Annotated in this window: 21 protein-coding genes; 15 read left to right on the top strand and 6 right to left on the bottom strand. The window is 60.1% G+C overall.

The window, feature by feature from the left end; genetic code table 11:
* Positions 1-15: 15 nt before the first annotated feature.
* Positions 16-2631, top strand: coding sequence for an RND family transporter (locus CKW17_RS08995; protein WP_095119607.1), 2616 nt, complete (start codon positions 16-18; stop codon positions 2629-2631).
* Between the two features lie 69 nt (positions 2632-2700).
* Here the strand turns inward: CKW17_RS08995 and CKW17_RS08990 are convergent, their stop codons facing one another.
* The 3 genes from CKW17_RS08990 to CKW17_RS08980 all read right to left on the bottom strand — a co-directional run bounded on the left by CKW17_RS08990 (position 2701) and on the right by CKW17_RS08980 (position 4824).
* On the bottom strand, positions 2701-3111 hold the full coding sequence (locus CKW17_RS08990; protein ID WP_095119576.1) for a MerR family transcriptional regulator: 411 nt from the start codon (positions 3109-3111) through the stop codon (positions 2701-2703).
* 200 nt (positions 3112-3311) lie between these two features.
* Entirely contained in the window at positions 3312-3887 is a 576-nt protein-coding gene (locus CKW17_RS08985; protein ID WP_034154374.1) for an NAD(P)H-dependent oxidoreductase, read from the bottom strand.
* Positions 3888-3942: 55 nt separating this feature from the next.
* Complete coding sequence (locus tag CKW17_RS08980) at positions 3943-4824, bottom strand: LysR substrate-binding domain-containing protein (RefSeq protein ID WP_095119575.1); 882 nt, start codon at positions 4822-4824, stop codon at positions 3943-3945.
* A 215-nt stretch (positions 4825-5039) separates the two neighbouring features.
* Between CKW17_RS08980 and CKW17_RS08975 the strand changes: the two genes are divergently transcribed.
* The gene (locus CKW17_RS08975; RefSeq protein ID WP_095119574.1) at positions 5040-5804 is read left to right on the top strand and encodes a sulfite exporter TauE/SafE family protein; all 765 of its coding nucleotides are present in this window, start codon (positions 5040-5042) and stop codon (positions 5802-5804) included.
* Here CKW17_RS08975 and CKW17_RS08970 read toward each other — a convergent pair.
* Complete coding sequence (locus tag CKW17_RS08970; RefSeq protein ID WP_095119573.1) at positions 5794-6108, bottom strand: putative quinol monooxygenase; 315 nt, start codon at positions 6106-6108, stop codon at positions 5794-5796. The genes CKW17_RS08975 and CKW17_RS08970 overlap by 11 nt on opposite strands.
* Before the next feature lie 184 nt (positions 6109-6292).
* On the opposite strand from CKW17_RS08970, the gene CKW17_RS08965 reads away from it, so the two are divergent.
* The 7 genes from CKW17_RS08965 to CKW17_RS08930 all read left to right on the top strand — a co-directional run bounded on the left by CKW17_RS08965 (position 6293) and on the right by CKW17_RS08930 (position 13412).
* The gene (locus CKW17_RS08965; RefSeq protein ID WP_095119572.1) at positions 6293-6883 is read left to right on the top strand and encodes an NAD(P)H-dependent oxidoreductase; all 591 of its coding nucleotides are present in this window, start codon (positions 6293-6295) and stop codon (positions 6881-6883) included.
* 108 nt (positions 6884-6991) lie between these two features.
* Complete coding sequence (locus CKW17_RS08960) at positions 6992-7903, top strand: LysR family transcriptional regulator (RefSeq protein WP_095119571.1); 912 nt, start codon at positions 6992-6994, stop codon at positions 7901-7903.
* Positions 7904-8006: 103 nt separating this feature from the next.
* Complete coding sequence (locus CKW17_RS08955; protein WP_095119570.1) at positions 8007-8900, top strand: NAD-dependent epimerase/dehydratase family protein; 894 nt, start codon at positions 8007-8009, stop codon at positions 8898-8900.
* 339 nt (positions 8901-9239) lie between these two features.
* A complete protein-coding gene (locus tag CKW17_RS08945) occupies positions 9240-10589 on the top strand; it encodes a GntP family permease (protein ID WP_095119606.1) in 1350 nt (449 codons plus the stop codon).
* Between the two features lie 16 nt (positions 10590-10605).
* Positions 10606-11466 (top strand): MurR/RpiR family transcriptional regulator, encoded by an 861-nt coding sequence (locus CKW17_RS08940; protein WP_095119568.1) that lies wholly within the window; start codon positions 10606-10608, stop codon positions 11464-11466.
* 1 nt (position 11467) lies between these two features.
* Positions 11468-12925, top strand: a complete 1458-nt coding sequence (locus tag CKW17_RS08935; RefSeq protein ID WP_095119567.1) for an amidohydrolase family protein — start codon at positions 11468-11470, stop codon at positions 12923-12925.
* 118 nt (positions 12926-13043) lie between these two features.
* Positions 13044-13412 (top strand): glyoxalase superfamily protein, encoded by a 369-nt coding sequence (locus CKW17_RS08930; RefSeq protein WP_007911550.1) that lies wholly within the window; start codon positions 13044-13046, stop codon positions 13410-13412.
* A 408-nt stretch (positions 13413-13820) separates the two neighbouring features.
* Here the strand turns inward: CKW17_RS08930 and CKW17_RS08925 are convergent, their stop codons facing one another.
* Positions 13821-14186, bottom strand: coding sequence for a DUF6124 family protein (locus CKW17_RS08925; protein ID WP_095119566.1), 366 nt, complete (start codon positions 14184-14186; stop codon positions 13821-13823).
* Positions 14187-14667: 481 nt separating this feature from the next.
* Entirely contained in the window at positions 14668-15684 is a 1017-nt protein-coding gene (locus CKW17_RS08920) for an AraC family transcriptional regulator (RefSeq protein WP_095119565.1), read from the bottom strand.
* A 210-nt stretch (positions 15685-15894) separates the two neighbouring features.
* Between CKW17_RS08920 and CKW17_RS08915 the strand changes: the two genes are divergently transcribed.
* The 6 genes from CKW17_RS08915 (at position 15895) to CKW17_RS08890 (ending at position 25735) form a co-directional block, all read left to right on the top strand.
* Positions 15895-17490: an FAD-binding oxidoreductase gene (locus CKW17_RS08915; protein WP_095119564.1), complete on the top strand. Its 1596-nt coding sequence runs from the start codon at positions 15895-15897 to the stop codon at positions 17488-17490.
* 5 nt (positions 17491-17495) lie between these two features.
* Entirely contained in the window at positions 17496-19088 is a 1593-nt protein-coding gene (locus tag CKW17_RS08910) for a glycerol-3-phosphate dehydrogenase/oxidase (RefSeq protein ID WP_095119563.1), read from the top strand.
* A gap of 20 nt (positions 19089-19108) precedes the next feature.
* On the top strand, positions 19109-20677 hold the full coding sequence (locus CKW17_RS08905) for an FGGY-family carbohydrate kinase (protein WP_095119562.1): 1569 nt from the start codon (positions 19109-19111) through the stop codon (positions 20675-20677).
* Between the two features lie 240 nt (positions 20678-20917).
* Complete coding sequence (locus tag CKW17_RS08900; protein ID WP_095119561.1) at positions 20918-22207, top strand: phospholipase; 1290 nt, start codon at positions 20918-20920, stop codon at positions 22205-22207.
* Between the two features lie 50 nt (positions 22208-22257).
* Positions 22258-24216, top strand: a complete 1959-nt coding sequence (locus CKW17_RS08895) for a DUF1302 domain-containing protein (RefSeq protein WP_095119560.1) — start codon at positions 22258-22260, stop codon at positions 24214-24216.
* A gap of 145 nt (positions 24217-24361) precedes the next feature.
* On the top strand, positions 24362-25735 hold the full coding sequence (locus CKW17_RS08890) for a DUF1329 domain-containing protein (protein WP_095119559.1): 1374 nt from the start codon (positions 24362-24364) through the stop codon (positions 25733-25735).
* The last annotated feature ends 11 nt before the right edge of the window (positions 25736-25746 follow it).

Here is a 25746-nt window from a genome sequence, read left to right as displayed (position 1 = left end):
TGGAACCGCATGATCATGGAAAGATATCTGAATTTCGTCGAGCGCTATGCGCGGGCGATTGTTTTCCTGCTGGTGGCGATTACGGCGTATTTCACCTATACGCTGGGCGCGCTGGTGTCCGACACCAACCCTTATCTGCTCAAGGAAAGCCACCCGGCGCGCAAGACCATTATCGATTTGCAGGGTGAGTTCACCGGCACGTTCGACTCGGTCATGGTGGCGCTGAACAACCCGCAGACGGTGTTCAACAAATCGACGCTCAACGCGCTGTTTTCGATGTCGCAGTCGGTGCGCAAGATGATCCTGGCCAACGATGCCGACAAGGATCAGTTGGCGCAAATCGTCGCCCGGCACCCGGACGACAGCCGTGCGCAGTTGTTGACCCGGGACATTCTCGAGGGTGGTTTTTCGCAGAACGATTACGCCAACGCCAAGGCACTGCGTGATCATGCCCAAAGTCAAAACTGGGATTCCCATGATCAGCTGTTCCTGACCTTTCTCGCCGAGCGGATCAACCCGATCCGCGAAATGGCCTCGATGGGTGATCTGGAAAACATCGTCCTGACCGACGACGGCGAGCTGTTGATCCACAAAACCCTGAATGCCTATGACATGGACCCGGCGCTGGTCGAGTCGCAGATCATGGGCAACGAACTGATGGTCGACGGGGTGGTGTCCAAGGACAAGAAAGTCGCGATGCTGGTGGCTGAGCTCGGCACCAAACAGGACGACGCTCAGGCGCAACTGCGGGCTTATCAGATCGTGCGCGGCATCGTCGCGCAATATCAGGCCGAGCACCCGGAGTACAAGGACGAAATCTTCATTGCCGGCATGCCGATCTTCATCGCCGCGCAGCAGGAAATCATTGATCACGACCTGGCGGTGTTGTTCCCGATCGTGTTTCTGCTGATTACCTTGCTGCTGATCTTCTTCTTCCGCAAACCGCTGGGCGTGCTGTTGCCGCTGTTCAATATTCTGTTCTGCACCATCTGGACCTTGGGCCTGATGGCGCTGTTGCGGGTGCCGTTCGACCTGCTGACCAGTGTGCTGCCGGTGTTCCTGTTCACCATTTGCTGCTCCGATGCGATCCACGTGATGGCTGAATATTACGAGCAGAAAAACGCCGGCAAGAGCAATCGCGAGGCCAACCGCGAAACCCAGCGCTTGATGGTGGTGCCGGTGGTGTTGACGACCGTGACGACCATCGCCACGTTCATGATTTCCACCACCAACAACATTGTCAGCATCCGCAATTTCGGCGTGTTCATGTCGATCGGTCTGACGGCGGCGCTGATCATTTCGCTGTTGCTGATTCCGGCGTGGATCGCGGTCTGGGGCAAGGATCAGCCTCAGCAGGCCAAGGCAGTGGTGCACCAGGACTCGATCATCTCGCGCTATCTGGTGGCGTTCTGTGCCTGGATGATCCGCTTTCGCAAACCGATCCTTATGGTCATTCTGCCGCTGCTGGCACTGGCCACCGTGTTCACCTTCCGCGTCGACATTGAAGACTCCGGCATCGCTTACTTCAAGCCGGAAAGCCACATTCGTGTGTCCGATCAGTTCATCAACCACGCCAAAGTGGCGGGGACGGCGCCGGGCTGGATCGCCATCGACAGCAAGGAGCCGCGCGGCGTGCTGACCACCGAAGTGGTGCAGTTCATCGACAAGCTCGACCACTTCATCAAACAGCAACCTAACGTCAGTTACGGCTACTCGCTGGCCACCTACGTCAAACGCATGAACCTGGTGCTCAACGACATGAACCCGGAGTATCTGCGGGTGCCGAATGCCGTGGAGAAGGTCACTTCGATCAATGACGACGGGCAGGTCGAGCAGTTTGAAGTGCCGGGCAATTCGCTGATCGAGCAGCACGTGATGCTGTTCGAAAACGGTGGCGGCTCGGACCTGAACAACGTGCTCAACGCCGATTTCTCCAAGGCCTTGACTCTGTACACCATGACCTCGTCGGTCGCCAGCGACTATCAGGGCATGCTCGACCGCCTCGACGCCTGGCTACTGGTGAACAAACCGGCCAACCTGGAAGTGACCCACGCCGGCACGCCGTTGATCTGGACCGGCGTACTGCAGGAAATCACTCAGGGCCAGGTGCTGAGTTTTTCCCTGGCCTTGCTGGTCGTCACGCTGATGATGATGTACTGGCTGAAATCGGTGCGCTTGGGAGTGCTGGGCATGCTGACCTTGCTGACCACCTCGGTGACGGTGTACGGCTTCATGTTCATCTTCGGCATTGAGCTGAACATCGGCACGACGCTGGTGACGTTCCTGGTGGTCGGCGTGGTCGATTACGCGGTGCACCTGCTGTCACGCATCAAGTTGCTGGTGCAGCAGGGTATTGAAATCGACGCGGCTATTTTGCAGGCGATGCACAGCGTCGGCCGTTCGACGGTGATCAACGTGGTGATCTTCTCCGTAGGCTTCATGGCGCTGCTGTTTTCCGACTTCAAGCCGATTGTCGATCTCGGCGCATTGGTGGCGATGGCGCTGTTTTCCAGCGGGGTCATGACCATTGTCTTGGTGACGCTGGTATCGCCGTGGTTCTTTGCGGCGATTGCGCCGGTGCATGCGCCGGTTCCAGCACTGCATACAGAGGGAGAGACGGTGCCGGGCTGATTCGCCAACGACCGGGCGCGCCTGCCCTGAGGCGGCAGGCGAGCATGGTCATGCGGCGCAGCAGGGTTTTCAGTTCAGAGTAGTGCCCGGGTTTTTTTCGCCATAACGGGCGATGCGTTCGAACTGACATTCCTGGCGGGCGTCGTTGAGGTTGTGTTCAAACGCCTCGAGGCCATCATGCAATTGCTGCAAATCGCCGATCTGGGTCACCAGTTCGGCTTTTTTTTCGGCGATGGCTCGTTGCGCCATGTCCCACGGGAATTCGTCGCCGCGGTAGTTGTTGAGGATCACCTGCAGCTCTTTGAGCTTGAAGCCCAGTTGCTGGGCGCACTTGATGAACGTCAACACCTCGACACTTTGCTGGCTGTAGATGCGGTATTTGCCTTCACGCTTGGGCTCGGGCAACAGGCCGATTTCTTCGTAGTGGCGAATGCTTTTGACAGTGGTGCCCGACAGCTGGGCGGCTTTGCCGATATACATAAAGGTCCGTCTCGATGGTCAAACATAGCGTAGCGCGATCAGGCGTCATGCCGGATCGGCGGCGATTATATGTCCAATACCATCTGAAAATTGCAACTGCGCGTAAATGACGTGCACAGGCGACGGACGGGCTCGTGGAGGGAACCCGAAGAGGCACTGACGGCGGCTTGTGCGCCGTCAGTTGAGGCGGCTGGAAAGCCTTAGACGGCGGCGGTCACGCGCGCCTTTTCCAGCCAGGCATCGCGCTGGTTTGGCTTGGAGCCAAGGATCGGCCCGAAGGTCAGCGTCTTCAGTGGCTTGATGCCGCAGAATTCCAGCGTGGTCTTGCGCATCTGATTCAGCCCCGGCATGCCGTAGATCCATTTGTAGTACCAGTACGGCGTGTCCATGGTCACCAGCAAATGCGCGGTGCGGCCCTTGAGCAGTTTGTCGGGGAAGGCTTTGCCTTCGCGGTATTTGAAAGCGAAACCTGGCAGGAAGATCCGGTCGACAAAGCCTTTCAACAGTGCCGGAATCCCGCCCCACCAGATCGGATAGACGAATGTCAGGTGTTCGGCCCAGGTGATATCGGCCTGCGCTTGCAGCAGGTCCGGCTCCAGTGGCTGCACCTTGTTGTAGCCTTCGTGCAGGACCGGGTCGAACTCCAGCGCATCCAGACGCAACAGCCGCACCTCATGCCCGGCGTCCTTGGCGGCCTGAACGTAAGTCTCACTCAATGCCCCGCAAAAGCTGTCGGTGGAGGGGTGACCCAGTATCACGAGCATTCGTTTGCTCATTGTGTGTACTCCTGAAATGAAGCTCACAGGATAGAGTCTGCCCCTAGCGGTAGAGTCAAGGCTCCAGCGCATCAAACAAGGACCGGGCGTAACCGGGCAGGTGGTCGAAGTCAAGTGCGCACAGTTGCAAGGTGCGATGGGCCCAGACTTCGTCCAGCGGCCGGCACGTTACCGAGTGCACTGACGCCCAGCGCTCGATGGCCACCTTGGGCACGATGGCCAGCCCCGCACCTCGCGCCACCATGCGCATGACGCCCTCGAAGCCATCGGCACGGATCCGGATCGACATGCGCTGGCCGATGTGCAGCGCTTGTTCCTCCAGGTGAATCGCCAGCGCGCTGTGGCTGCCAAGCGCCACATAGTCGTGCACCAGGGTTTCACCAAATGTCAGCGACGCCTGACTCGCCAAAACATGCTCAGGGGGCAGGATCAGTACCAATGGATCGTCGCGAAAGGGCCGGGTCTGCAGACCGTGGGTGTCGACCGCATCGGAGACGATCCCGAGGTCCGCCGCGCCCTGACGCAAGGCGTGGGTGATGCGCGCGCTGGGCAGTTCCTGCAAGTCGATGTCGAGATTGGGATGATCGCGCAGGAAGTCCGCGAGTACTTCCGGCAGGTATTCGGTGATCGCCGTGGTGTTGCACAGCAAGCGCACCTGACCTTTGACGCCTTGGGCATAGTCGGCCAGATCCTGCTGCAGGCGTTCGGCCTGTTGCAGGAGGATGCGCGCGTGCTGAGCCAGCGCCTTTCCGGCGGCCGTCGGTGTGACGCCGCGTCGGCCGCGCTCGAGAAAATCAACGCCAAGCGAGGCTTCCATGGCGCGGATTCTGGCGCTGGCGGCGGCCAAGGATAAATGGCTGCGGGCGGCGCCGGCGGTGATGTTGCCGGTGTCGAGGATGTGCAGGTAGAGGCGCAGGTCGGTGAGGTCGAAGTGCATAGTGGCAGCCTCTGGTTTTTGTGGTGTCTGGGCGGGCCCCTTCGCGAGCAGGCTCACTCCTACATGGGATCTGTGGCGAACGCAAAACCTGTAGGAGTGAGCCTGCTCGCGATGAGGCCAGAAGCCTCAAAAATATATCAGCCTCTTGTCAGGGCGGAGGCAGCCTCAGTATATGGCAGATTTTCAGCCAACCCCGACTGGCGCACAGTAGCGCCATGAACACACTCACAGATTTCTACCAACACCTCGGTCTGGCCCTGTCCCTGCTGGTCATCATGACCTTCATTCTCGCCGGTCTGATCAAAGGCGTGATCGGCCTCGGCCTGCCCACCGTCGCCATGGGCCTGCTCGGTCTGGCTATGGCGCCGTCGCAGGCAGCCGCGTTGCTGATCATCCCGGCAACCTTGACCAATGTCTGGCAACTGGCATTCGGCGGGCATTTGAAAGGACTGATCAAACGCCTCTCGCCAATGCTGCTGATGATCTTCCTCGGCACCGCTATCGGCACGTTGTCGATCGGCATGACGGGCGGGCATTGGGTGGTGCGCGGGCTCGGCGCGGCCCTGTTGCTCTATGCGTTGACTGGTTTGTTTCTGCCAACGCTGAGCGTCAATCCACGCCATGAAGGCTGGCTGGGGCCGGCGTGCGGTTTGATCACCGGTGTCATCACCTCGGCCACCGGCGTCTTCGTGATTCCAGCGGTGCCGTACCTGCAAGCGCTGGGCTTGAATCGCGATCAACTGGTGCAGGCGCTGGGCCTGTCTTTCACCGTTTCGACGTTGGCGCTGGCCGCCGGATTGCTCTGGCGTGGCGCCCTCGGTGGCGGCGAACTAAGCGCTTCGCTGCTGGCGCTGATCCCGGCCATTCTCGGCATGTTGCTTGGTCAATGGCTGCGCGAACGCATCAGCGCCGTGCTGTTCAAGCGGGTGTTCTTTATTGGTATGGGCGCACTCGGCGCCCATTTGTTGATCAGCGGTTAGCCGAAGCCTCGCTGAGCATTTCGATCTGGCGGATATCGAAATCGCGCTCCAGATAGTCCATGCGCTGTTCAAAGAATGCCTTCATATGCGGCAGATTCGAATGCACATCCAGGTGCGCTTGCGACGCCCAGATCTCGTAGAAGATAAACAGCGTCGGATCTTGCTTGTCGCGCAGCATGTGGTACTCGATACAGCCCGGCTCAGCGCGACTCGGTTCGACATAGGCGCGAAACAGCGCTTCGAAAGCCTCGGCTTTTTCCGGGCGGGTCTTGGCGTGCAGGATAAAACCCAAGCGTTCACTCATCACAACGACTCCTCAAATTCAGAATGCCGCGGATGTTATTGCAACAATCGGCGATGGATTCGTGCCTTTTGATCAAATGTATTTTGCGCAATCAGGCCTTATTCCGCGCGAGGCGGATCGTTAACCTGCCGCCATTCCAGTTTCCCTTCTCCATCCAGCCCACTGGCTGCGCCGAGGCTTTCTCATGAAAAAAGTGCTGTTGCTCAATGGCGGTAAAAAATTCGCTCACTCCGATGGTCGCTACAACACCACCCTGCACGAAGCCGCGTTGAGCGTGCTGGATCGCGGCGGTGTCGATGTGAAAACCACCTTCATCGACGAGGGCTACGACGTTGCCGAAGAGGTGGCGAAATTTCTCTGGGCCGACGTGATCATTTATCAGATGCCGGGCTGGTGGATGGGCGCGCCATGGACGGTGAAAAAGTACCTCGACGAAGTCTTCACCGAAGGCCATGGCAGCCTCTACGCCAGCGATGGCCGCACCCGTTCCGACGCCTCGCAGAAGTACGGCAGCGGTGGTCTGATTCAGGGCAAGCAATACATGCTGTCGCTGACCTGGAATGCACCGCAGCAAGCGTTCGATGACCCGACTGACTTCTTTGAAGCCAAAGGCGTGGATGCGGTGTACTTCCCGTTTCACAAGGCCAATGAATTTTTGGGCATGACCGGGTTGCCGACCTTTTTGTGTGTGGACGTGATGAAACGTCCGAACATCGAGGCTGATGTGGCGCGTTATGAGCAGCATTTGACCGAGGTGTTTGGTCTCAAGGGCTGAATGGTTTCGGGCTACTATCGGTGGTAACAGCAAAAGATCGCAGCCTGCGGCAGCTCCTACAGAGAGTTGCAGTCATCTGCGATCTTGGCGATCTCAAAGAGGACACCCGTGAAAGCCAGATCCGATGAGTTGCAGATTTTCGTCTGCGTGATCGAATGCGGTTCGATTTCCGCCGCCGCCGAACAGGTCGGGCAAACGCCGTCGGCGGTCAGCCGCACGTTGTCGAAGCTGGAAGCCAAGCTCGACACCACGCTGATCAACCGCACCACGCGGCGCATGGATCTGACCGAAGAGGGCAAGTATTTCTTCGAGCAGGCCAAGCTGATTCTCGATCAGATGGAGCAACTCGAAGAGCGTCTGTCTTCACGTCAGCAAACCCCGTCCGGGCGCTTGCGGATCAACGCCGCGTCACCGTTCATGCTCCACGCGGTGGTCCCGTACATCGACGAATTCCGCCGGCTCTATCCGGACATCCAGCTCGAACTCAACAGCAATGACCTGATCATTGACCTGCTGGAACAAAGCACCGACATCGCCATCCGTATCGGCACCCTCGCCGATTCGACGCTGCACGCGCGCTCGCTCGGCTGCAGCCCGCTGTTGATCGTCGCCAGCCCCGCCTACCTGGAAAAACATGGCGCGCCGCAGCAAGTCGCCGATCTGAGCGAACACACCTTGCTTGGCTTCACCCAGAACGAAGGCCTCAACCAATGGCCGTTGCGCTATGTCCACGGTGACCGCTGGCCGATCACCCCGGCGATCAGTGCTTCCAGCGGCGAGACCGTGCGCCACCTGGCGCTGGAAGGGCAGGGCATCGCTTGCCTGTCGCATTTCATGACCATCGACGACATCCGTGCCGGGCGATTGAAAGTCCTGCTCGGCGAATTCAACAGCGGTTATCGCCAGCCGATCAACGCCGTGTACTACCGTAACTCGCAACTGGCGCTGCGCATTCAATGCTTCCTCGACTTTATCCAGAGCAAACTCGCTGCTTACGCCAGCGCCGATTTCAAGGGCTGATTCGTGACCTCTGCGCAAGAGTGAATTGGCCGGGGGCGGGTTTTTCCCTCCGACCCACAGGTCGATACTCGTCCCATCACTTACTCACGCAGGGAGTTACTCCATGAACGTATTCGTCACCGGCGCTGCCGGTTTTATCGGTGGCTCGATTGCTACCGGTCTGGTTCAGGCCGGTCATAAAGTCACCGGTTTGGTGCGCAGCGCCGAACAGGCTGAAGAGCTGAAAGCCATCGGGATCACCCCGGTCATCGGCACTCTCGACGATAAAGCACTGCTCGCTGAACAAGCCCGTGCTGCCGATGCGGTGATCAACGCCGCCAGCAGCGACCATCGCGGTGCGGTCGAAGCCTTACTCGACGCGTTGCGCGGCTCCAACAAAGTATTCCTGCACACCAGCGGTTCGAGCATTGTTGGCGATGCATCCGGCGGCAAGTCCAGCGACGTCATCTATTTCGAAGACAACCTGCCGGAACCGACCGTCGACAAGGCCGCCCGCGTGGCCATCGACAACCTGATCCTCGCCGCGGCGAAGGACGGCGTGAATTCGGCAGTGATCTGCAACACGCTGATCTACGGCCACAGCCTGGGCGTCAACCGCGACAGCGTGCAATTGCCACGACTGCTCAAGCAAGCACGCAAAAGCGGCGTGGTGCGCCACGTCGGCACAGGCCAGAACATCTGGTCCAACGTGCACATCGAAGACGTCGTTGCCCTGTATCTGCTGGCGCTGACCAAAAACGTCCCGGGCACGTTCTACTTCGTTGAAAGCGGTGAAGCCTCGTTCATCGACATGACCACCGCCATGGCCGAGGCCCTCAATCTGGGCCAACCACAAGACTGGCCACTGAAAGACGCCGAAGCCGAATGGGGCTACGAAATGGCCAACTACGGCCTCGGCTCCAACAGCCGAGTGCGCGGCAAACACGCCCGCGAACTGCTGGGCTGGGCACCGAAGCGCACGTCGGTGGTTGAATGGATTCGTAACGAAATGGTGTGAGTCGTCCACTAGCTCCCAAAGGTTTTGCGCATTCTGTCTGGAGGAATGCGATCAAAACTGTAGGAGTGAGCCTGCTCGCGATAGCGGTCATTCAGCCAATGAAGATATTGACTGTTACGGCGCAATCGCGAGCAGGCTCACTCCTACAGGGGGCTGTGTTGGCTGTAAAAGCATGTAAATCCCGCCCCGTGATTTTCATTAATCACGACAAGACATATCCATCAGCGACACACCTTGCCTCTCCGCGAAAATTACTTTCATGCGGTTTGAAATCTCGATCTCGAAATGATTTATGAGTTTCACAACCCATTCGAACGTGACCCTTTCGAGGAGTACCGCATGACACCTTCCTTCGGCTATTGGCTGCTGGTGTATGCCGCCGTCGCCATCATCGCGCTGATCGTGTTGATCGCCCGTTACCGGCTCAATCCGTTCATCGTCATCACCCTGATTTCCATTGGTCTCGCGCTGGTCGCGGGGATGCCGCCGTCGGGTGTGGTGGGGGCGTATGAGGCCGGGGTGGGCAAGACGCTGGGGCATATTGCGTTGGTGGTCGCGCTGGGCACGATGCTCGGCAAGATGATGGCCGAGTCTGGCGGCGCCGAGCAGATGGCGCGCACGCTGATCGACAAGTTTGGTGAGAAGAACGCGCACTGGGCGATGGTCTGCATCGCGTTTCTGGTCGGGCTTCCGCTGTTCTTCGAAGTCGGTTTTGTGTTGCTGGTGCCGATTGCATTCACTGTGGCGCGGCGCGTTGGCGTGTCGATTCTGATGGTCGGTTTGCCAATGGTCGCCGGCCTGTCGGTGGTGCATGCGCTGGTGCCGCCGCACCCGGCGGCGATGTTGGCAGTGCAGGTTTATCAGGCGTCGGTCGGGCAGACCTTGCTGTACGCGATTGCCATCGGCATTCCAACGGCAATCATTGCTGGCCCGCTGTATGCCAAATTCATCGTGCCGCGCATTCAATTGCCGGTGGATAACCCACTGGAAAAGCAATTCCTCGACCGCGAACCGCGCGACAAACTGCCGGGTTTCGGCATCACCATGGCGACCATTCTGTTGCCGGTGGTGTTGATGCTGATTGGTGGTTGGGCCAACCTGATTTCCACCCCGGGCAGCAGTTTCAACCAGTTCCTGTTGTTCATCGGCAACTCGGTGATTGCGCTGTTGCTGGCGACCTTGTTGAGCTTCTGGACGCTGGGCATCGCCCAGGGTTTCAACCGCGAATCGATCCTCAAATTCACCAACGAATGCCTGGCGCCGACTGCCAGCATCACGTTGCTGGTCGGTGCCGGTGGTGGCTTGAACCGCATTCTGGTGGATGCCGGTGTGACCGATCAGATCGTCGGCCTCGCCCACGAATTCCAGCTGTCGCCGCTGATCATGGGCTGGTTGTTCGCCGCGCTGATGCGTATAGCCACGGGTTCCGCGACCGTGGCGATGACCACCGCGTCCGGCGTGGTTGCGCCGGTGGCCATTGGTCTGGGTTATCCACACCCTGAGCTGTTGGTGCTGGCGACCGGCGCGGGCTCGGTTATCTTTTCCCACGTCAACGACGGCGGCTTCTGGTTGATCAAGGAATACTTCAACATGACGGTCGCGCAGACGTTCAAGACCTGGACCGTGCTCGAGACGCTGATCTCGCTGGTCGCTTTTGGTCTGACCATCGGCCTTTCTTACCTGCTGTAACCGGAGCCCGCCGCCCATGGACATCCTCTACCAGATCCGCGCCCGCCAGGATTCCTTCAGCGCCGGTGAAGGCCGCATCGCCCGTTTGATGCTCGATGACGTTGGTTTCGCCGCCAGCGCCAGCCTCGAAGACCTCGCACAGCGCGCCGAAGTCAGCACCGCTACGCTGTCGCGTTTTGCCCGCACGGTCGGTTGCCGCGACCTGCGTGATCTGCGCCTGCAACTGGCTCAGGCCAGCGGCGTCGGCAGCCGTTTTCTCGACCCGGCGGGCACGCCTGAGCAGTCGGCGTTCTACGGGCAGATCGTCGGCGACATCGAAACCACACTGCGCCAGCATCTGGCCGGGTTCGATGAATCACGCTTTGCCGATGCGGTGAAGATGCTCGGCCAGGCACGAATGATTCACGCCTTCGGCATGGGCGGTTGCTCGACCCTGTGCAGCGACGAATTGCAGGTACGCCTGGTGCGCCTCGGCTACCCGATTGCCGTGTGCCATGACGCGGTGATGATGCGCGTCACCGCCGCCAGCCTGAACGCCGAGCAAGTGCTCATCGTTTGTTCGCTGACCGGCATCACCCCGGAATTGCTCGAGACTGTCGAGCTGGCGCGCAACTACGGCGCACGCATTCTGGCGATCACCCGCGCCGATTCGCCGCTGGCCGAACTGGCCGACATCGTCCTGCCGCTGCAAGGCGTAGAAACCTCGTTCATCTACAAACCGACGGCGGCGCGCTACGGCATGCTGCTCGCCATCGACGTACTCGCCACTGAGCTGGCGCTGGCCAATCCTGAAGACAATCAAGAACGTCTGCGGCGGATCAAACTCGCCCTCGACGAATACCGTGGCGGCGACGATCACCTGCCGCTGGGAGACTGACATGCTGTACGACACCCTGATTCGCAATGCCCTGATCATCGATGGCAGCAACGTGCCCGGCTACAAGGCCGACGTGGCGATTCTTGACGGTCGCATCGAGCGCATCGGTGATTTGCACGATGCCACGGCGATGGAAGAAATCGACGCGGCCGGGCGTGTGCTGGCGCCGGGTTTTATCGACGTGCACACCCACGACGACACCGCGGTGATTCGTCAGCCAGAGATGCTGCCAAAACTCAGCCAAGGCGTGACCACGGTGATTGTCGGCAACTGCGGGATCAGCGCTTCTCCCGTGATCCTGAAGAGCGATCCGCCGGATCCGATGAACCTGCTCGGCACAGCGGCGGCGTTTGTTTATCCACGGTTCAGCGATTACCGCGCGGCGGTGGAAGCGGCCAATACCACGCTGAACGTGGCGGCACTGATCGGCCATACGGCGCTGCGCAGCAATCATCTGGATGATTTGTTCCGTACCGCGACGCCAGAAGAAATCGCCGCGATGCGTGAGCAGTTGCGCGAAAGCCTTGAGGCCGGTGCATTGGGTTTATCCACAGGTCTGGCGTACGCCAGCGCCTACAACGCTTCCACCGATGAGGTGATGCAACTGACTGAAGAACTCACGGCCTTTGGCGCGGTGTACACCACCCATTTGCGCAGCGAATTTGCCCCGGTTCTGGAAGCGATGGATGAGGCTTTTCAAATCGGTCGACATGCGAAATCGCCAGTGATCATTTCCCACCTCAAATGTGCCGGTGTCGGTAACTGGGGGCGCAGTCCCGAGCTGCTTGCATCATTGGAAGAGGCTGCGAAAACCCACCCGGTCGGCTGCGATTGCTACCCGTATGCGGCGAGTTCTTCGACGCTGGATCTGAAGCAAGTCACCGATGCGCATCGCATCACCATCACCTGGTCGACGCCGCACCCCGAGGTCAGCGGCCGCGACCTGATCGACATTGCCGCCGAATGGAACGTGCCGCTACTCGACGCCGCCAAACGCCTGCAACCGGCCGGCGCGGTGTACTACGGCATGGACGAGGCGGATGTACGAAGAATCCTCGCCCATCCGTTGTCGATGGTCGGTTCTGACGGACTGCCGGAAGACCCGTTCCCGCATCCACGCCTGTGGGGCGCTTTCCCACGGGTGTTGGGCCATTTCAGTCGTGATGTCGGGCTGTTTCCGCTGCACACCGCCGTGCACAAGATGACCGGGTTGTCGGCGGCGCGATTTGGTTTGAAGGAAAGAGGCGAGATTCGTGAGGGATATTGGGCGGATCTGGTGTTGTTCGATCCGGCGACGGTGCGTGATGTCGCGGATTTCAATGATCCGCAACGGCCAGCGCAGGGCATCGATGGCGTGTGGATCAACGGTGTATTGAGTTATCGCGACGGGCAGGCGAATGGGCGCAGGGAAGGGCGTTTTCTCGCTCGACAGGGTGATCTGCGCGACAACTTTCACTGAGGTTTCGCGGACTGGATCACAGTGATGGCACATTGCGACTAAAGAAAGCCATCAACAGGCCGACTTGCTGACATCCAGCCCAGCTACACTGTCGGGCCAACCAGTCAGGGAGCACCCCATGAGCTTCGGCAAAACCACCCCGATCCTGCGGATCTTCGATGAAGCCAAAGCTGTCGAGTTTTACGTCGACTTTCTGGGTTTCAAGATCGACTGGCAGCATCGCTTCGAGGCGAATTTTCCGCTGTATCTGCAGGTGTCTCGTGGCGAGTGTGTTTTGCATTTGTCCGAGCATCATGGCGATGCGTGCCCGGGTTCGGCGCTGCGCATCGAGACGGATGAACTGGAGGCGTTTCAGCAGCAGTTGGTGGCCAAGGATTACAAGTTTTCGCATCCAGGGATTCAGGCGATGCCGTGGGGGAGCCAGGACATGACGATCGTTGATCCGTTTGGTAATCGGCTGGTGTTTACCAACGCGATTTGTCTCTGAGCTGAAAAGCCCCTCACCCTAGCCCTCTCCCAGAGGGAGAGGGGACTGACCGAGGTGTCTGGCGCTGTACATCGACGTGAAAGATCTGCAGCGATTATGGATTCACAGCAGCACTTTCAGGTCGGTGTATTTAGCGAAGATCCCACGGTCGGCCCTTCACCCTCACCCTCACCCTAGCCCTCTCCCAGAGGGAGAGGGGACCGATCTGGGGATGCTTGAGAGATACACCGACCTGAACCTGCTCGGTCGAATCCATAATCGACTCGGTCATTCAGGTCGATGTATGGCGCCAGACACCTCGGTCGGCCCCCTCTCCCTCCGGGAGAGGGCTGGGGTGAGGGGAAAATGGCCCACCGCAAAAAGAAGCCCGCCACCTAACCATCACAGTTGGGGGCGCGGGTTTTTTCGTTACTCGGTCGGCACTAACCTGTCCAACACGCGATTGACGGCCATTTCCGCCACCATCACCACTTGCGCAATGCCCTGCAGGGTTTTGCGGTGAGTGCCTTCAACCTGCGCGGCATGGTTGTTGAGCATGACCGTCGCCGAACCCAGGGTTTCGCTGGCGTCGGCCAGCAGGGATTCGGTGTCGGCATTGGGGTTGGCCATGTACAGCGTGTTGGGGGTGTAGGGCGTGGCCATGAGGTCGGCGTTCGTCGGACCGAGATAGTGGTCGAGTGCGCGCTCGGCGGCTTCGTGGAATTTCTTTGAATCGGCGGATTCGTAGGGGGAGGCCGGGTCGGTGACCGGCGGATTTGGCGTTATCTTGAACATAGCTGTGTTCCCTTTGTTGAGCGGCAACCCTTTGGCTACTAAACGAAAGGGTGGCAGCTGTACGCAGGTTAGTAGACCGGGGAACTCAGCTAAGCCGGCGCGCCGAAGCGCCCTGCGTACAGCCACCATAAAGCTCAGATACGCGAGTACCTGTGATGAATGTACGACCAGCAGAATTACCACCGGGCTACTAAACCCGATCACTGGGAATCAGTGACCGAATCAAGTTACGCAGCATGCTCAGGGCGCACAAGCCGGCGGATTCTGGCGCAGGCGTAGGCAGCGGCGCAAGGATTTGTGGGCTGTTTCGCGTAACGCTGAGTGTCTTTAAACACCTATAGATAAAAGTGTTTATTGTGTTGTGGCGGCTGGCCTCATCGCGAGCAGGCTCACTCCTACAAGGGATTGTGCCGGACACGGAATCTGCGTTCACTGGAGATCAATTGTAGGAGTGAGCCTGCTCGCGATGAGGCCCGTGCAATCATCCCCGATGCATCTGCCGAAACTCCCCCGGCGGCATCCCGCGTCGACTCTTGAACGTGCGGTGAAACGACCTCGGTTCGGTAAACCCCAGATACTGCGCAATGTCCTGAATCGGCAACGTGCTGTTGAGCAAATAATGCTCAGCCAGCTCCTGACGCAAATCATCGAGAATCTGCTGATACGACGTCCCCGCCTGATGCAACTGTCGCTGCAACGTTCGCACCGAAACGCTCAACTGTTCGGCAACCTGCTCCTTGCGCGGCAAGCCTTCCTTGAGCAACTGCCGCAGGATGTTCTTCACCTGCTGCTCAAGCGACGCATCCTCCAGCGTCGCCATCAATCCCAACGCATGTTCTTCCAGCGTCCGCAGCAACTGCGCATCCGCCTGACGCAACGGCAACTGCAAATACGCCAGCGGCACGACCAGCGCCGAATACGGCTGATCGAACAACACCGGGCAATCGAAAAACGCTTCGTACTGCGCCGGCGTCGCCTCCGCCGGGCATGAATGTTCCAGCCAGACCCCGGCCGGCGACATCTGCGTATCGGCGATCCAGCGCGCGTATTGCAGCCACGAACCGAGGACGTTTTCCACCAGATGCCGACGAATTCGCGGGCGCTGATAGCGACAGGTCCAGATCAGATGCACATGGCCGTCCTGCACCTCGGCGCGACTCACGCCCATGTCCCCCACCAGTTTTTCGAACGGCATGATCCGGCTCATCGCATCGCCCAGCGTTGCGCAGTTCATGGTGATGTAACCGAGCACGCTCCACGAATTGGGCAGGACGAAATTGGCAGCGTTGAGCCCGAACAACGGATCGCCCGAGTGTTCGCAGAAATACTCCAGCAAGCGTTCATGCGCCTCACCGGGCAAACGCAGGGTATTGTCGCTCAACTGCTGCGCCTGCAAACCCGCTGCCGCCAACGCCGGCTCGATGGCCATGCCCAAGTATTCGGCGTGGCGCAGGTATTTGAGCAGCGGCGGAACCGAGGTGAAGCCGAGCGATTGCATGATCCCATTCCTTTGATCAATGGCGGCGGAGGCGGACGAATAGCCTGAAAGGTAATTTGAAACCCCGACTAAAGTAAATGGCTGACGCTTGCGCGACGTTTGACTCAATTGGCTACACGAACTGGCCGGATGCGACCGTGACACTTTGCGGCCGCTGGCTAGTATGGGGGCCTGAAATATCACTGATCTGACGGTTAGAAGGACACACGCATGCGACGCTGGAACGGCTGGGGAGAGGCAAGCACGGTGGTCGAACTGCCGGCCCAGGGCGCGGAGTTTCTTCATAAACGACTGGGCGAGGGGCGAGCGCTGCCCGATGCCACGCTTGAAGCTGCATTGGCCTGGGTGCCGGCCTCGCGGTTACCGGCGCACACGTTGTACAGCGTCGATGCCCATGACCGTTTGTTGCATGCGCGGGGCCAGAGCCTGCCGGACTGGCTGGCGTTGCGCGAAGGTGCTTTGGGCAATTATCCGGATGCGGTGGCGTTCCCCGAGACCGCTGAACACATTCGCCAGTTGCTGGCGCTGGCTCACGAACAGGACTTGTGCCTGATCCCCTATGGCGGCGGCACGTCGGTGGCCGGGCACATCAATCCGCCGGATTCTGCGCGGCCGGTGGTGACGGTGTCGCTGGCGCGGATGAATCGCCTGATCGATCTCGACGAACAGAGCCTGCTGGCGACGTTCGGCCCCGGTGCGAGTGGGCCGCAGGTGGAAAGTCAGCTGCGGGCGCGGGGCTACACGCTGGGGCATTTCCCGCAGTCGTGGGAGCTGTCGACGCTGGGCGGTTGGGTGGCCAGCCGTTCCAGTGGTCAGCAGTCGTTGCGCTATGGCCGGATCGAGCAGTTATTTGCCGGCGGCACTTTGGAAACGTTCGCCGGGCCGATGCACATTCCAACCTTCCCGGCCTCTGCAGCGGGCCCTGATCTGCGCGAAGTGGTGCTCGGTTGCGAGGGGCGTTTCGGGATCATTTCCGAGGTCAAGGTGCGAGTCAGCGCGCTGCCTGCCGATGAACGTTTTTACGGTGTGTTTCTCCCCGACTGGCCGCAGGCACTCAGAGCCATTCGCCAATTGGCCCAGGCACGCGTACCGCTGTCGATGCTGCGCCTGTCCAACGCCGTGGAAACCGAAACGCAACTGGCGCTGGCCGGTCATCCACAGCAAATCGCCTGGCTGGAAAAGTACCTGAATCTGCGTGGCGCGGGTGCGGGCAAATGCCTGCTGACCTTCGGCGTGACCGGTAATCGTCGACAAAACGCATTGTCGCTGACCCAGGCGCGGCAACATCTGAAGGCCTTCGGCGGCGTGTTCACCGGCACTTTGCTCGGCAAGAAATGGGCGCAGAACCGCTTCCGTTTCCCTTACCTGCGCGAGAACCTGTGGAACGCCGGTTACGTGGTCGACACCCTCGAAACCGCTACCGACTGGAGCAACGTCGACAACCTGCTCAACCTCATCGAAAACAGCCTGCGCGATGCCCTGGCCGCCGAAGGCGAACGCGTGCATGTGTTCACCCACCTGTCCCACGTCTACGGCGAAGGTTCGAGTATCTACACCACCTACGTGTTTCGCCCGTCGGCGGATTACCCCGCGACGCTGGCGCGCTGGAAAGCGCTCAAACATGCGGCCAGCCAAACCATCGTCGAAAACCACGGCACCATCAGTCACCAACACGGTGTCGGCAAGGATCACGCGCCGTATCTGCGACGGGAGAAGGGCGCACTGGCGATGGATACCTTGCAGGCACTGAGCAAACATTTCGATCCGGCCGGGCGCCTCAACCCCGGCACGCTGTTGCCGGAGTGACGGCCATGAGTCAGGACTGGAACGCCGCGTGGCGCCAGCAGATTCTGCCGACGCTGGCCGAGGAAACCTGGGATCTGATCGTCATCGGTGGCGGAATCAGCGGCGCCGGCATCCTGCGCGAAGCGGCGCGTCGAGGTTGGCGCTGCCTGCTGCTTGAGCAACGTGATTTCGCTTGGGGCACGTCCAGTCGATCTTCGAAAATGGTTCATGGCGGTTTGCGTTACATCGCCAAAGGGCAATGGCGCCTGACCCGTGATTCGGTGCGCGAACGTCAGCGCTTGCTCGACGAAGCGCCGGGGTTGGTCGAGCCGATGAGTTTCATGATGCCGCACTATCGCGGCGGCTTTCCCGGACCTCGGGTGTTGGGTGGTTTGCTGAGCGTTTATGACGCCTTGGCCGGGCGTCGCAGCCATCGTTTTCATGATGCGCAACAGCTTCGATATCTGGCGCCAGGGGTGAAGGAAATCGACTTGCTCGGCGGCACCAGTTTTGTCGATGCGCTGACTGATGATGCACGGTTGGTGATGCGTGTGTTGAGTGAAGCGCGGGCCGAGGGCGCGGTCGTGGTCAATGGCGTTCGCGTCGATCATCTGTTGCGAGAAAACGGCCGCGTGTGCGGCGTTCAAATCGAAGATTGCGAGGCGGGCGCGACCCTGCAGTTGCGCTGCGGCGTACTTGCTGTGGCCACCGGTGCATGGGCCGAGCGCTTGCGGCCGATGGAGGCACCACAGCAATTACGGCCGTTACGCGGCAGTCATTTATTGCTGCCGGGTTGGCGTCTGCCGGTGGCGCAGGCGTTCACGTTTCTGCATGAGCGCGACCGGCGTCCGGTGTTCGTTTTTCCATGGGAGGGCGCGACAGTGGTCGGCACTACGGACCTCGATCATCGTGAGGATCTGGATCAGAGCGCGAGCATCTCTAACGAAGAACTCGACTATCTGTTGGCGGCCTGCGCGCAACAATTTCCCGGCGCAGAAGTGACGGCGAATGATGTGCTGTCGACCTGGTCCGGTGTGCGTCCGGTGGTGGGCAGCGCGGGTGCACATCAAGACAAACCGTCGAACGAAACCCGCGAGCATGTGCTCTGGCAGGAACCCGGTTGCGTGACCCTGGCCGGCGGCAAACTGACGACGTTTCGCCCGCAAGCCATCGAAGTGCTCAAGGCCTGCGCGAGCATGCTGGATCGTCCCTTCGTCGATGACGCCGCGCCAGTGTTTGCCGCTGTGCCTGCGTTTCCGATCCCGGCGCTGAGCAGCCACCAATGGCGACGTCTCGCCGGACGGCATGGCCGCGACCTGCCAAGACTGGCGCAACTGATCAAAAATGTCGGCCACGAAACGGTTGGTGCTACGGACACGTTGTGGGCGGAATTGGCCTTCGCCTGCGACGCGGAAATGGTCTTGCACCTCGACGATCTGCTGCTGCGCCGCACGCGTCTCGGCCTGTTGCTGCCTCATGGCGGCGAAGAGTATTTCACCGCCATCCGCCAACTCTGCCAGCCACGACTGGCCTGGAGCGACGAACACTGGCAGCAGGAAGAACAGCGTTATCAGGCGTTGTGGCAATGCCATCACGGTTTGCCGGATGTCACGCCTTGATGCCCCTTGAAGAGAGCTCCATGGATAACCACCCGAACAAGCGTTACCTGCTGGCGATCGACAACGGCACCCAGAGCGTGCGCGCGCTGCTCTTCGATCTGCAGGGCAATCTGCTCGGCAAAGGCAAAGTTGAATTGCAGGCCTATTACTCGACGCAACCGGGCTGGGCCGAGCAGGATCCGGAGTATTACTGGGCGAAACTCGGCGAGGCGTGTCAGCAGGTCTGGCAGCAGACTGGCATTGATCGTTCGCAGATTGCCGGGGTGTCGCTGACCACGCAGCGCGGCACGGTGATCAATGTTGATGCCGAGGGTAAAGCGTTGCGCCCGGCGATTCTGTGGCTTGATCAACGTCAGAGCGAAGTCGAGGGCGGGATCAAAGGACCGTGGGGCTGGTTGTTCAAACTGGTCGGCGCGCAAGGCACCGTGGATTATTTTCGCGCTCAGGCTGAGGCGAATTGGATCGCTCAGCATCAGCCAGAAGTGTGGGCCGCGACGGACAAGTTTTTGCTGCTGTCCGGTTTTCTCACGCATCGACTGTGCGGACGCTTTGTCGACTCGGTCGGCTGCTGCGTCGGCTATCTGCCGTTCGACTTCAAACGGCTGAAATGGGCCGCGCCGAGTGACTGGAAATGGCAGGCGCTGGCGGTGCGCCCCGAACAATTGCCGACCCTGCACAAGCCCGGTGAAACCCTCGGCTACATCACCGCTGAAGCCGCTCGCCACACTGGCATTCCCGAAGGCTTGCCGCTGATCGCTGCCGGCGCCGACAAGGCCTGCGAAGTGGTCGGTTCTGGCGTGGTCGATGTGAGTACGGTGTGCCTGTCCTACGGCACCACGGCGACGATCACCAGCACCCGCTCGCGCTATCTGGAAATCGTCCCGTTGATTCCGCCGTACCCGTCAGCGGTGCCCGATCAGTTTAACTGCGAGGTGATGATTTATCGCGGTTACTGGATGGTCAGCTGGTTCAAGAACGAGTTCGGGTTGCGCGAGATGCAGCAGGCGAAAGAGCAGGGCATCGAGCCGGAGCAGTTGTTCGATGCGCTGGTCGATGCGGTGCCGCCAGGATCGATGGGTTTGATGCTGCAACCGTACTGGTCGCCGGGGATTCGCGAGCCGGGTGTCGAGGCGAAAGGCGCGATGATCGGCTTCGGCGATGTGCACACTCGCGCGCATATTTACCGGGCGATTCTTGAGGGGCTGGCGTATGCATTGCGCCAGGGTATGGAAAACATCGAGCGGCGTTCGAAGGTGTCGATCAAGCGGTTGCGCGTGGCCGGTGGCGGCTCGCAAAGTGATGCGGCGATGCAGCTGACGGCGAATATTTTCGGCCTGCCGGCGGAGCGTCCGCATGTGTACGAAGCGTCGGGTCTGGGCGCGGCGATTTGTTGTGCGGTGGGGCTGGGTTTGCATGCGGATTTCCCCTCGGCGATCGCGGCGATGACGCGGGTGGGCGCGGTTTTCATGCCGCAACCCGAGGCGCAGAAAATCTATGAGCAACTGTACAAAGACGTGTACCTGCGCATGTACCGCCAGCTTAAACCGCTGTATCAAAGCATCCGCAAAATCACCGGTTACCCCGCCTGAAAGAACACTGTAGATCCCTGTGGGAGCGAGCCTGCTCGCGAAAGCGGAGTGTCAGTCACCATTGATTTCACTGACCCACCGCATTCGCGAGCAGGCTCACTCCTACAGGGGACGGTGGTGTTTTTGATATCGGGTAATTGGCGCCATCGGAGAACTTTTCTGGCGAAATCGGACAGTGTCACCAGCGGGGGCGGTTGTTAGGCTCATCCCCCACGGCACCGCCAATAAGAACGAAAAGCAATGAAGCTGACTTTCCTCCTGTTGCTGCTTTGTGCAACGGCCCCGAGCGCCTGGGGCTGGTCGAACCATACGGTCGGCAGCTATCTGGCGTTGCAGGGTCTGCCGGCGTTGCGCGATGCGCCAGCGGTCGAAGTCGAGCCACTGGAGCAGTTTCTCACCGAGCAATACCCAGCCGTGCTGGCGCTGTTGGAGCAACAGGAACGCTTCGCCCGCGAGCACTTTGCTCAATACCCTCCACGCCCTGACAACCTGAAATTGCCTGCGGTGCCGAGCGACAATCTGCGCCACGATTTCCTCTCGGCGCTGCGCATCAATCCCGAGATTCACCTGGCAATGGTCATCCAGCCATTGCCCGGCAAAGACTTGCCCGAACGTGAGCATCTGCAGGCCAATCAGGTCATGGTCGAGCAAACCCTCTCTCCATGGAATCGCCAGCGTTTCATCGTTATCGCCGAGCACGAAAAGGTCGCGCCCCTCGCCGTGCTCGCCAGCGCTGCTGATGAGCCGGATTACGGCCACGACATCAATCTGTTCAGCGACAACCCTGGCGACGTCGGCGCGCTCTACGGCTTCGGCCCGCAACCGTTCGGCGATGCGCGTTTCCAGTACAGCTCGCAGGCGCCGTTTCATATGGGCTTCTTCCACGAAAGCGCGGTGGTGTATGCGGCTGCCGGTTTCCTCGAACGCAGTTGGCCGGACTGGCGCGCGTATCAGTACATGGGCCTGGCGCGACTGGCGTTTGCCAGTGGTCATCGGTATTGGGGTTATCGCTTTCTCGGCTGGGGACTGCACCACATTCAGGACCTGACCCAGCCGTATCACGCCAAACCATTGCCGGGCGTCAACCTTGCCAATCTTCTTCTGCTGGAAGGCAAGGCAATCGCCGGTTTCGCCGCCGACAAACAAGCCTCCATCGAGCGCGTCGCGACCCGGCACATGGAAGTGGAGAAATATCAGTCGACCTGGCTGCGCCGCGTGCTGCGTGCCGGTCAGCCGCATCCGATGCTCGCGGCTTACACCGATGTGGCTCAGGACAAAACCTACCCGCCGTACTCGGTCGACTACCTGCGCGAAGTGGTCAGCGCCGAAGCGGTCAACGACTCCGCAGCCTTCGACGAAGCCATCGGGCAGTGGCTGGAAACGGCGCCCGTCAGCAGTGATTTCAGCAGCGGCAATCAACTGCAACGAGAAGACTTCGACCACCCGGCACTCAACCAGCAGCTGTTCAAGTTGCTCGGGCATTTCGGCTCTCACAGCCGAATCTACGTCAGCGCGGGATTGGCGCCCTAGCCATCGCGGCAGGACAACAAAACAATAAAAACACAGGGAAGGAGGAACACATGATCAACACTCGATTGCGCCTGACAGGCGCCGTGCTCCCCGGTGTCGGCCTGGCAGGGCTGCTGCAGTTGTGCGCAGTCGATGCGGCGCACGCGGTGGAGTTCAGCCTGATGGACAAACAGGTCACTGGCTCCCTCGACACGACCTTGTCTTACGGCCGTTTGTGGCGGGTGCAGGGCCGCGACAAGACTAACGATGACGTCAACACCAACGACGGCAATCGCAACTTCGACACTGGGCTGGTTTCCGAGGTGTACAAGATCACCTCCGAGCTTGAAGCCAACTATCAGAATTACGGTTTGTTCGTGCGCGGCACCGCGTTTTACGACACGCAACTGATGGACAAGCGCAACGACTACTACGACAACAACAGCCCGTCGCAACCGAGCCAGAGCTACCCGCAGGACAACCATTTCACCAGCCAGACTCGCGACATCGCCGGTAGCCGCATCGAGATGCTCGACGCCTATGTGCATGGCAGTTGGGATGTCGCGCAGATGCCGGTGACGGCGCGTGTCGGTCGGCAGGTGTTCAACTGGGGCGAGGGGATTTTCTATCGCGGCGGGATCAACACCACCAACCCTGTGGACGCCGCCAAGTACCGCTTGCCCGGCGCCGAAGTGAAGGAAGTGCTGGTGCCGGTCGAGGCGCTGAGCTTCAACATCGGCCTGACCGACTCGCTGACCCTGGAGAGTTTCTACCAGACCAACTGGAAGGAAACCCGCATTGATCCGGTCGGCACCTTCTACTCGCAAACCGACCTGTTCGCCGACGGTGGCAACACCGGTTACAACAACTTCAGCGGCACGGCGCTGGATACGCCTGTGCCGGGGTTTGGCAACGTCATCGGTGTATACAGCGCGCTGGGCAACAACCCGTTGCTGAACTCCGCCCTGCAAACCACTGGCCTGTACGCCAACGGCGTCACTCCGGCCTACGGCAACACGCTGAAAGTGGCGAGCATCGGCAAGGACTACAACGCGCGCAACGATGGCCAGTTCGGCTTTGCCTTTCGCTACATCGCCGAACAACTCAACAGCACCGAGTTCGGTTTGTACCTGGTCAACTACCACGCCAAGGAACCGACCATCGCGGCGGACCTGGGCGGCTACAACGGCATCGACATGGATGCGCTGACCAGCCTGTTGTCCGGTGTTGCCGGCAGTCAGGCCGGGGCGCTGGCCAATGGTCTGGCCACGGCTGATGTGATGGGCAATATCCAGGCGCATCGGCGCTACGCCGAAGACATTCGCATGTACGGTTTCAGCTTCAACACCACACTGGGCGAAGCATCGGTGTTCGGCGAAATTGCTTATCGGCCGAATCTGCCGATAGGTGTCGCGGCTACCAACGATTTGATTGGCGACCTGGCCAACGGCGCGGCTGTGGCGGTGACGGGGCGGTCGATCAACGTCGGCGGGCAGATGGTCAATCTCGACAGCGAGATCAACAACGCCGAACGTGTCGAAGCGTTCAACACCTCGCTGGGGACCATCTACAACTTCGGCCCGACCGCTTCGTTCGACTCGCTGTTCGGCATCTTCGAACTTGCCTCCGAGCACCTGCGCGGCAGCAGTCTGCAGTACACCGCGTATGACGGCAGCCGTCGCTTCTACGCCGGCACCGGTAACTATTCCTATGTCTCTGGCGGTGATCGCGACGATCAGGTCAATCGCAATTCCTACAGCTACACGGCGATGCTCAACGGCACCTGGAACGATGTGTATGCCGGGGTCAACGTCTCGCCGTATATCGTTTACAAGGACGATTTCGAGGGCAACAGCTATCAGGCCGGCAACACCATCGAAGGTCGCAAGGCCTACACGCTGGGGATCAAGGCCAACTACCAGAACAAGCTCGAAGCCGAACTGCAATACACCGAGTTCTATGGCGGCGGGCAGAACAACGGCATCCGCGACCGCGATAACGTCGGGTTCAATCTCAAGTATTTCCTTTGAAGGCTACACACAGCCCCCGTGGGAGCGAGCCTGCTCGCGAAGAGGCCGGCACATTCAACATTGATGTCGACTGACCCACCGCTTTCGTCGGAACGCCGCCCGGAGCAGGCTCGCTCCCACAGGTTTTTGTATTTTGGAGAAGATCATGGTTCACACTTCGGGATTGACCAAAGCTTCGCTAGGGTTTGTTTTAGGCCTTGCCGCTAGCAGCGTCTTCGCGGCCATCACCCCACAACAAGCCGAACAACTGAAAACCACCCTGACCCCCATGGGCGCCGAGCGCGCGGGCAATGCCGCCGGCACGATTCCCGCCTGGACCGGCGGCATCACTCAAGCCCCGGCCGGCTACAAACCCGGCCAGCATCACCCCGATCCATACGCCGCCGACAAACCGCTGTTCACCATCACCAAAGCCAATCTCGACCAGTACAAAGCGCACCTCAGCCCCGGCCAGATCGCCCTGTTCAACAGCTATCCCGACACCTTCCAGATGCCGATCTACCCATCCCGGCGATCTGGCTCGGCACCGCAGTGGCTGTACGACAACACCCTGAAAAACGCTACCTCGGCCAAATTGCTCGAAGGCGGCAGCGGCTTCTCCGATGCCTACGGCGGCGTGCCGTTCCCGGTGCCCAAGGACGGCGTTGAAGTGTTGTGGAACCACATCACCCGCTATCGCGGCATCTACGTCGTGCGCCGCGCCTCCGAAGCGCCGGTCCAGCGCAACGGCAGTTTCGCGCTGGTGACCTCGCAGCAGGAAGCGCTGTTCAACTATTACCGCCCGAACGGCCAGTTCGCCGACCTGAAAAACATCCTGTTCTACTACCTCGCCTTCGTGAAAAGCCCGGCACGGCTGGCTGGCGGTGCCGCCCTCGTGCACGAAACCCTCGACCAACTCAAAGACGCACGCCAAGCCTGGATCTACGACGCCGGCCAACGCCGCGTGCGCCGCGCACCGAACCTCGCCTACGACACGCCGATCGCATCCTCCGATGGCCTGCGCACCGCCGACGACACCGACCTGTTCAACGGCTCGCCGGATCGCTACGAGTGGAAACTCAAGGGCAAACAGGAAATCTACATTCCCTACAACAACTACAAAGTCGCCAGCCCCGATGTGAAATACGCGCAGTTGCTCACCCCGGGCCACCTCAACCCGCAATACACCCGCTATGAACTGCACCGGGTCTGGGTGGTGGAAGGCAACCTGAAACCGGGCTCGCGGCACATCTACTCCAAACGCGTGCTGTTTCTCGATGAAGACAGCTGGGGCGCGGCACTGGTCGATCAATACGACGGGCGAGGGGAGTTGTGGCGCGTGTCGATGGCCTACCTGAAAAACTTCTACGACTTGCCCACCACGTGGAGTGCGCTGGATGTTTTCCATGATTTGCAGGCGCGGCGTTACTACGTGCAGAACCTCGATAACGAAGAGGCGGAGACTGTCGATTTCGCGCAGCCGGTGCCGGAGGATGCGTATTTTATGCCGTCGGCGTTGCGGCAGCGTGGGACGCGGTGATGGCTGAAGTC

Source organism: Pseudomonas sp. Irchel s3f10 (genome assembly GCF_900187515.1).
Lineage (GTDB): Bacteria > Pseudomonadota > Gammaproteobacteria > Pseudomonadales > Pseudomonadaceae > Aquipseudomonas > Aquipseudomonas tensinigenes.
The sequence above is the reverse complement of the archived record's forward strand: the minus strand, read 5'-3'. Positions and strand labels throughout refer to the sequence as shown.

Bases quoted from the DNA above. Each gene is read 5' to 3' on its own strand.
- CKW17_RS08995 (WP_095119607.1), top strand. From the start codon at position 16: ATGGAAAGATATCTGAATTTCGTCGAGCGCTATGCGCGGGCGATTGTT.
- CKW17_RS08890 (WP_095119559.1), top strand. From the start codon at position 24,362: ATGGTTCACACTTCGGGATTGACCAAAGCTTCGCTAGGGTTTGTTTTA.
- CKW17_RS08895 (WP_095119560.1), top strand. From the start codon at position 22,258: ATGATCAACACTCGATTGCGCCTGACAGGCGCCGTGCTCCCCGGTGTC.
- CKW17_RS08900 (WP_095119561.1), top strand. From the start codon at position 20,918: ATGAAGCTGACTTTCCTCCTGTTGCTGCTTTGTGCAACGGCCCCGAGC.
- CKW17_RS08905 (WP_095119562.1), top strand. From the start codon at position 19,109: ATGGATAACCACCCGAACAAGCGTTACCTGCTGGCGATCGACAACGGC.
- CKW17_RS08975 (WP_095119574.1), top strand. From the start codon at position 5,040: ATGAACACACTCACAGATTTCTACCAACACCTCGGTCTGGCCCTGTCC.
- CKW17_RS08930 (WP_007911550.1), top strand. From the start codon at position 13,044: ATGAGCTTCGGCAAAACCACCCCGATCCTGCGGATCTTCGATGAAGCC.
- CKW17_RS08920 (WP_095119565.1), bottom strand. From the start codon at position 15,684: ATGCAATCGCTCGGCTTCACCTCGGTTCCGCCGCTGCTCAAATACCTG.
- CKW17_RS08935 (WP_095119567.1), top strand. From the start codon at position 11,468: ATGCTGTACGACACCCTGATTCGCAATGCCCTGATCATCGATGGCAGC.
- CKW17_RS08965 (WP_095119572.1), top strand. From the start codon at position 6,293: ATGAAAAAAGTGCTGTTGCTCAATGGCGGTAAAAAATTCGCTCACTCC.
- CKW17_RS08970 (WP_095119573.1), bottom strand. From the start codon at position 6,108: ATGAGTGAACGCTTGGGTTTTATCCTGCACGCCAAGACCCGCCCGGAA.
- CKW17_RS08985 (WP_034154374.1), bottom strand. From the start codon at position 3,887: ATGAGCAAACGAATGCTCGTGATACTGGGTCACCCCTCCACCGACAGC.
- CKW17_RS08915 (WP_095119564.1), top strand. From the start codon at position 15,895: ATGCGACGCTGGAACGGCTGGGGAGAGGCAAGCACGGTGGTCGAACTG.
- CKW17_RS08940 (WP_095119568.1), top strand. From the start codon at position 10,606: ATGGACATCCTCTACCAGATCCGCGCCCGCCAGGATTCCTTCAGCGCC.
- CKW17_RS08910 (WP_095119563.1), top strand. From the start codon at position 17,496: ATGAGTCAGGACTGGAACGCCGCGTGGCGCCAGCAGATTCTGCCGACG.
- CKW17_RS08955 (WP_095119570.1), top strand. From the start codon at position 8,007: ATGAACGTATTCGTCACCGGCGCTGCCGGTTTTATCGGTGGCTCGATT.
- CKW17_RS08980 (WP_095119575.1), bottom strand. From the start codon at position 4,824: ATGCACTTCGACCTCACCGACCTGCGCCTCTACCTGCACATCCTCGAC.
- CKW17_RS08990 (WP_095119576.1), bottom strand. From the start codon at position 3,111: ATGTATATCGGCAAAGCCGCCCAGCTGTCGGGCACCACTGTCAAAAGC.
- CKW17_RS08925 (WP_095119566.1), bottom strand. From the start codon at position 14,186: ATGTTCAAGATAACGCCAAATCCGCCGGTCACCGACCCGGCCTCCCCC.
- CKW17_RS08945 (WP_095119606.1), top strand. From the start codon at position 9,240: ATGACACCTTCCTTCGGCTATTGGCTGCTGGTGTATGCCGCCGTCGCC.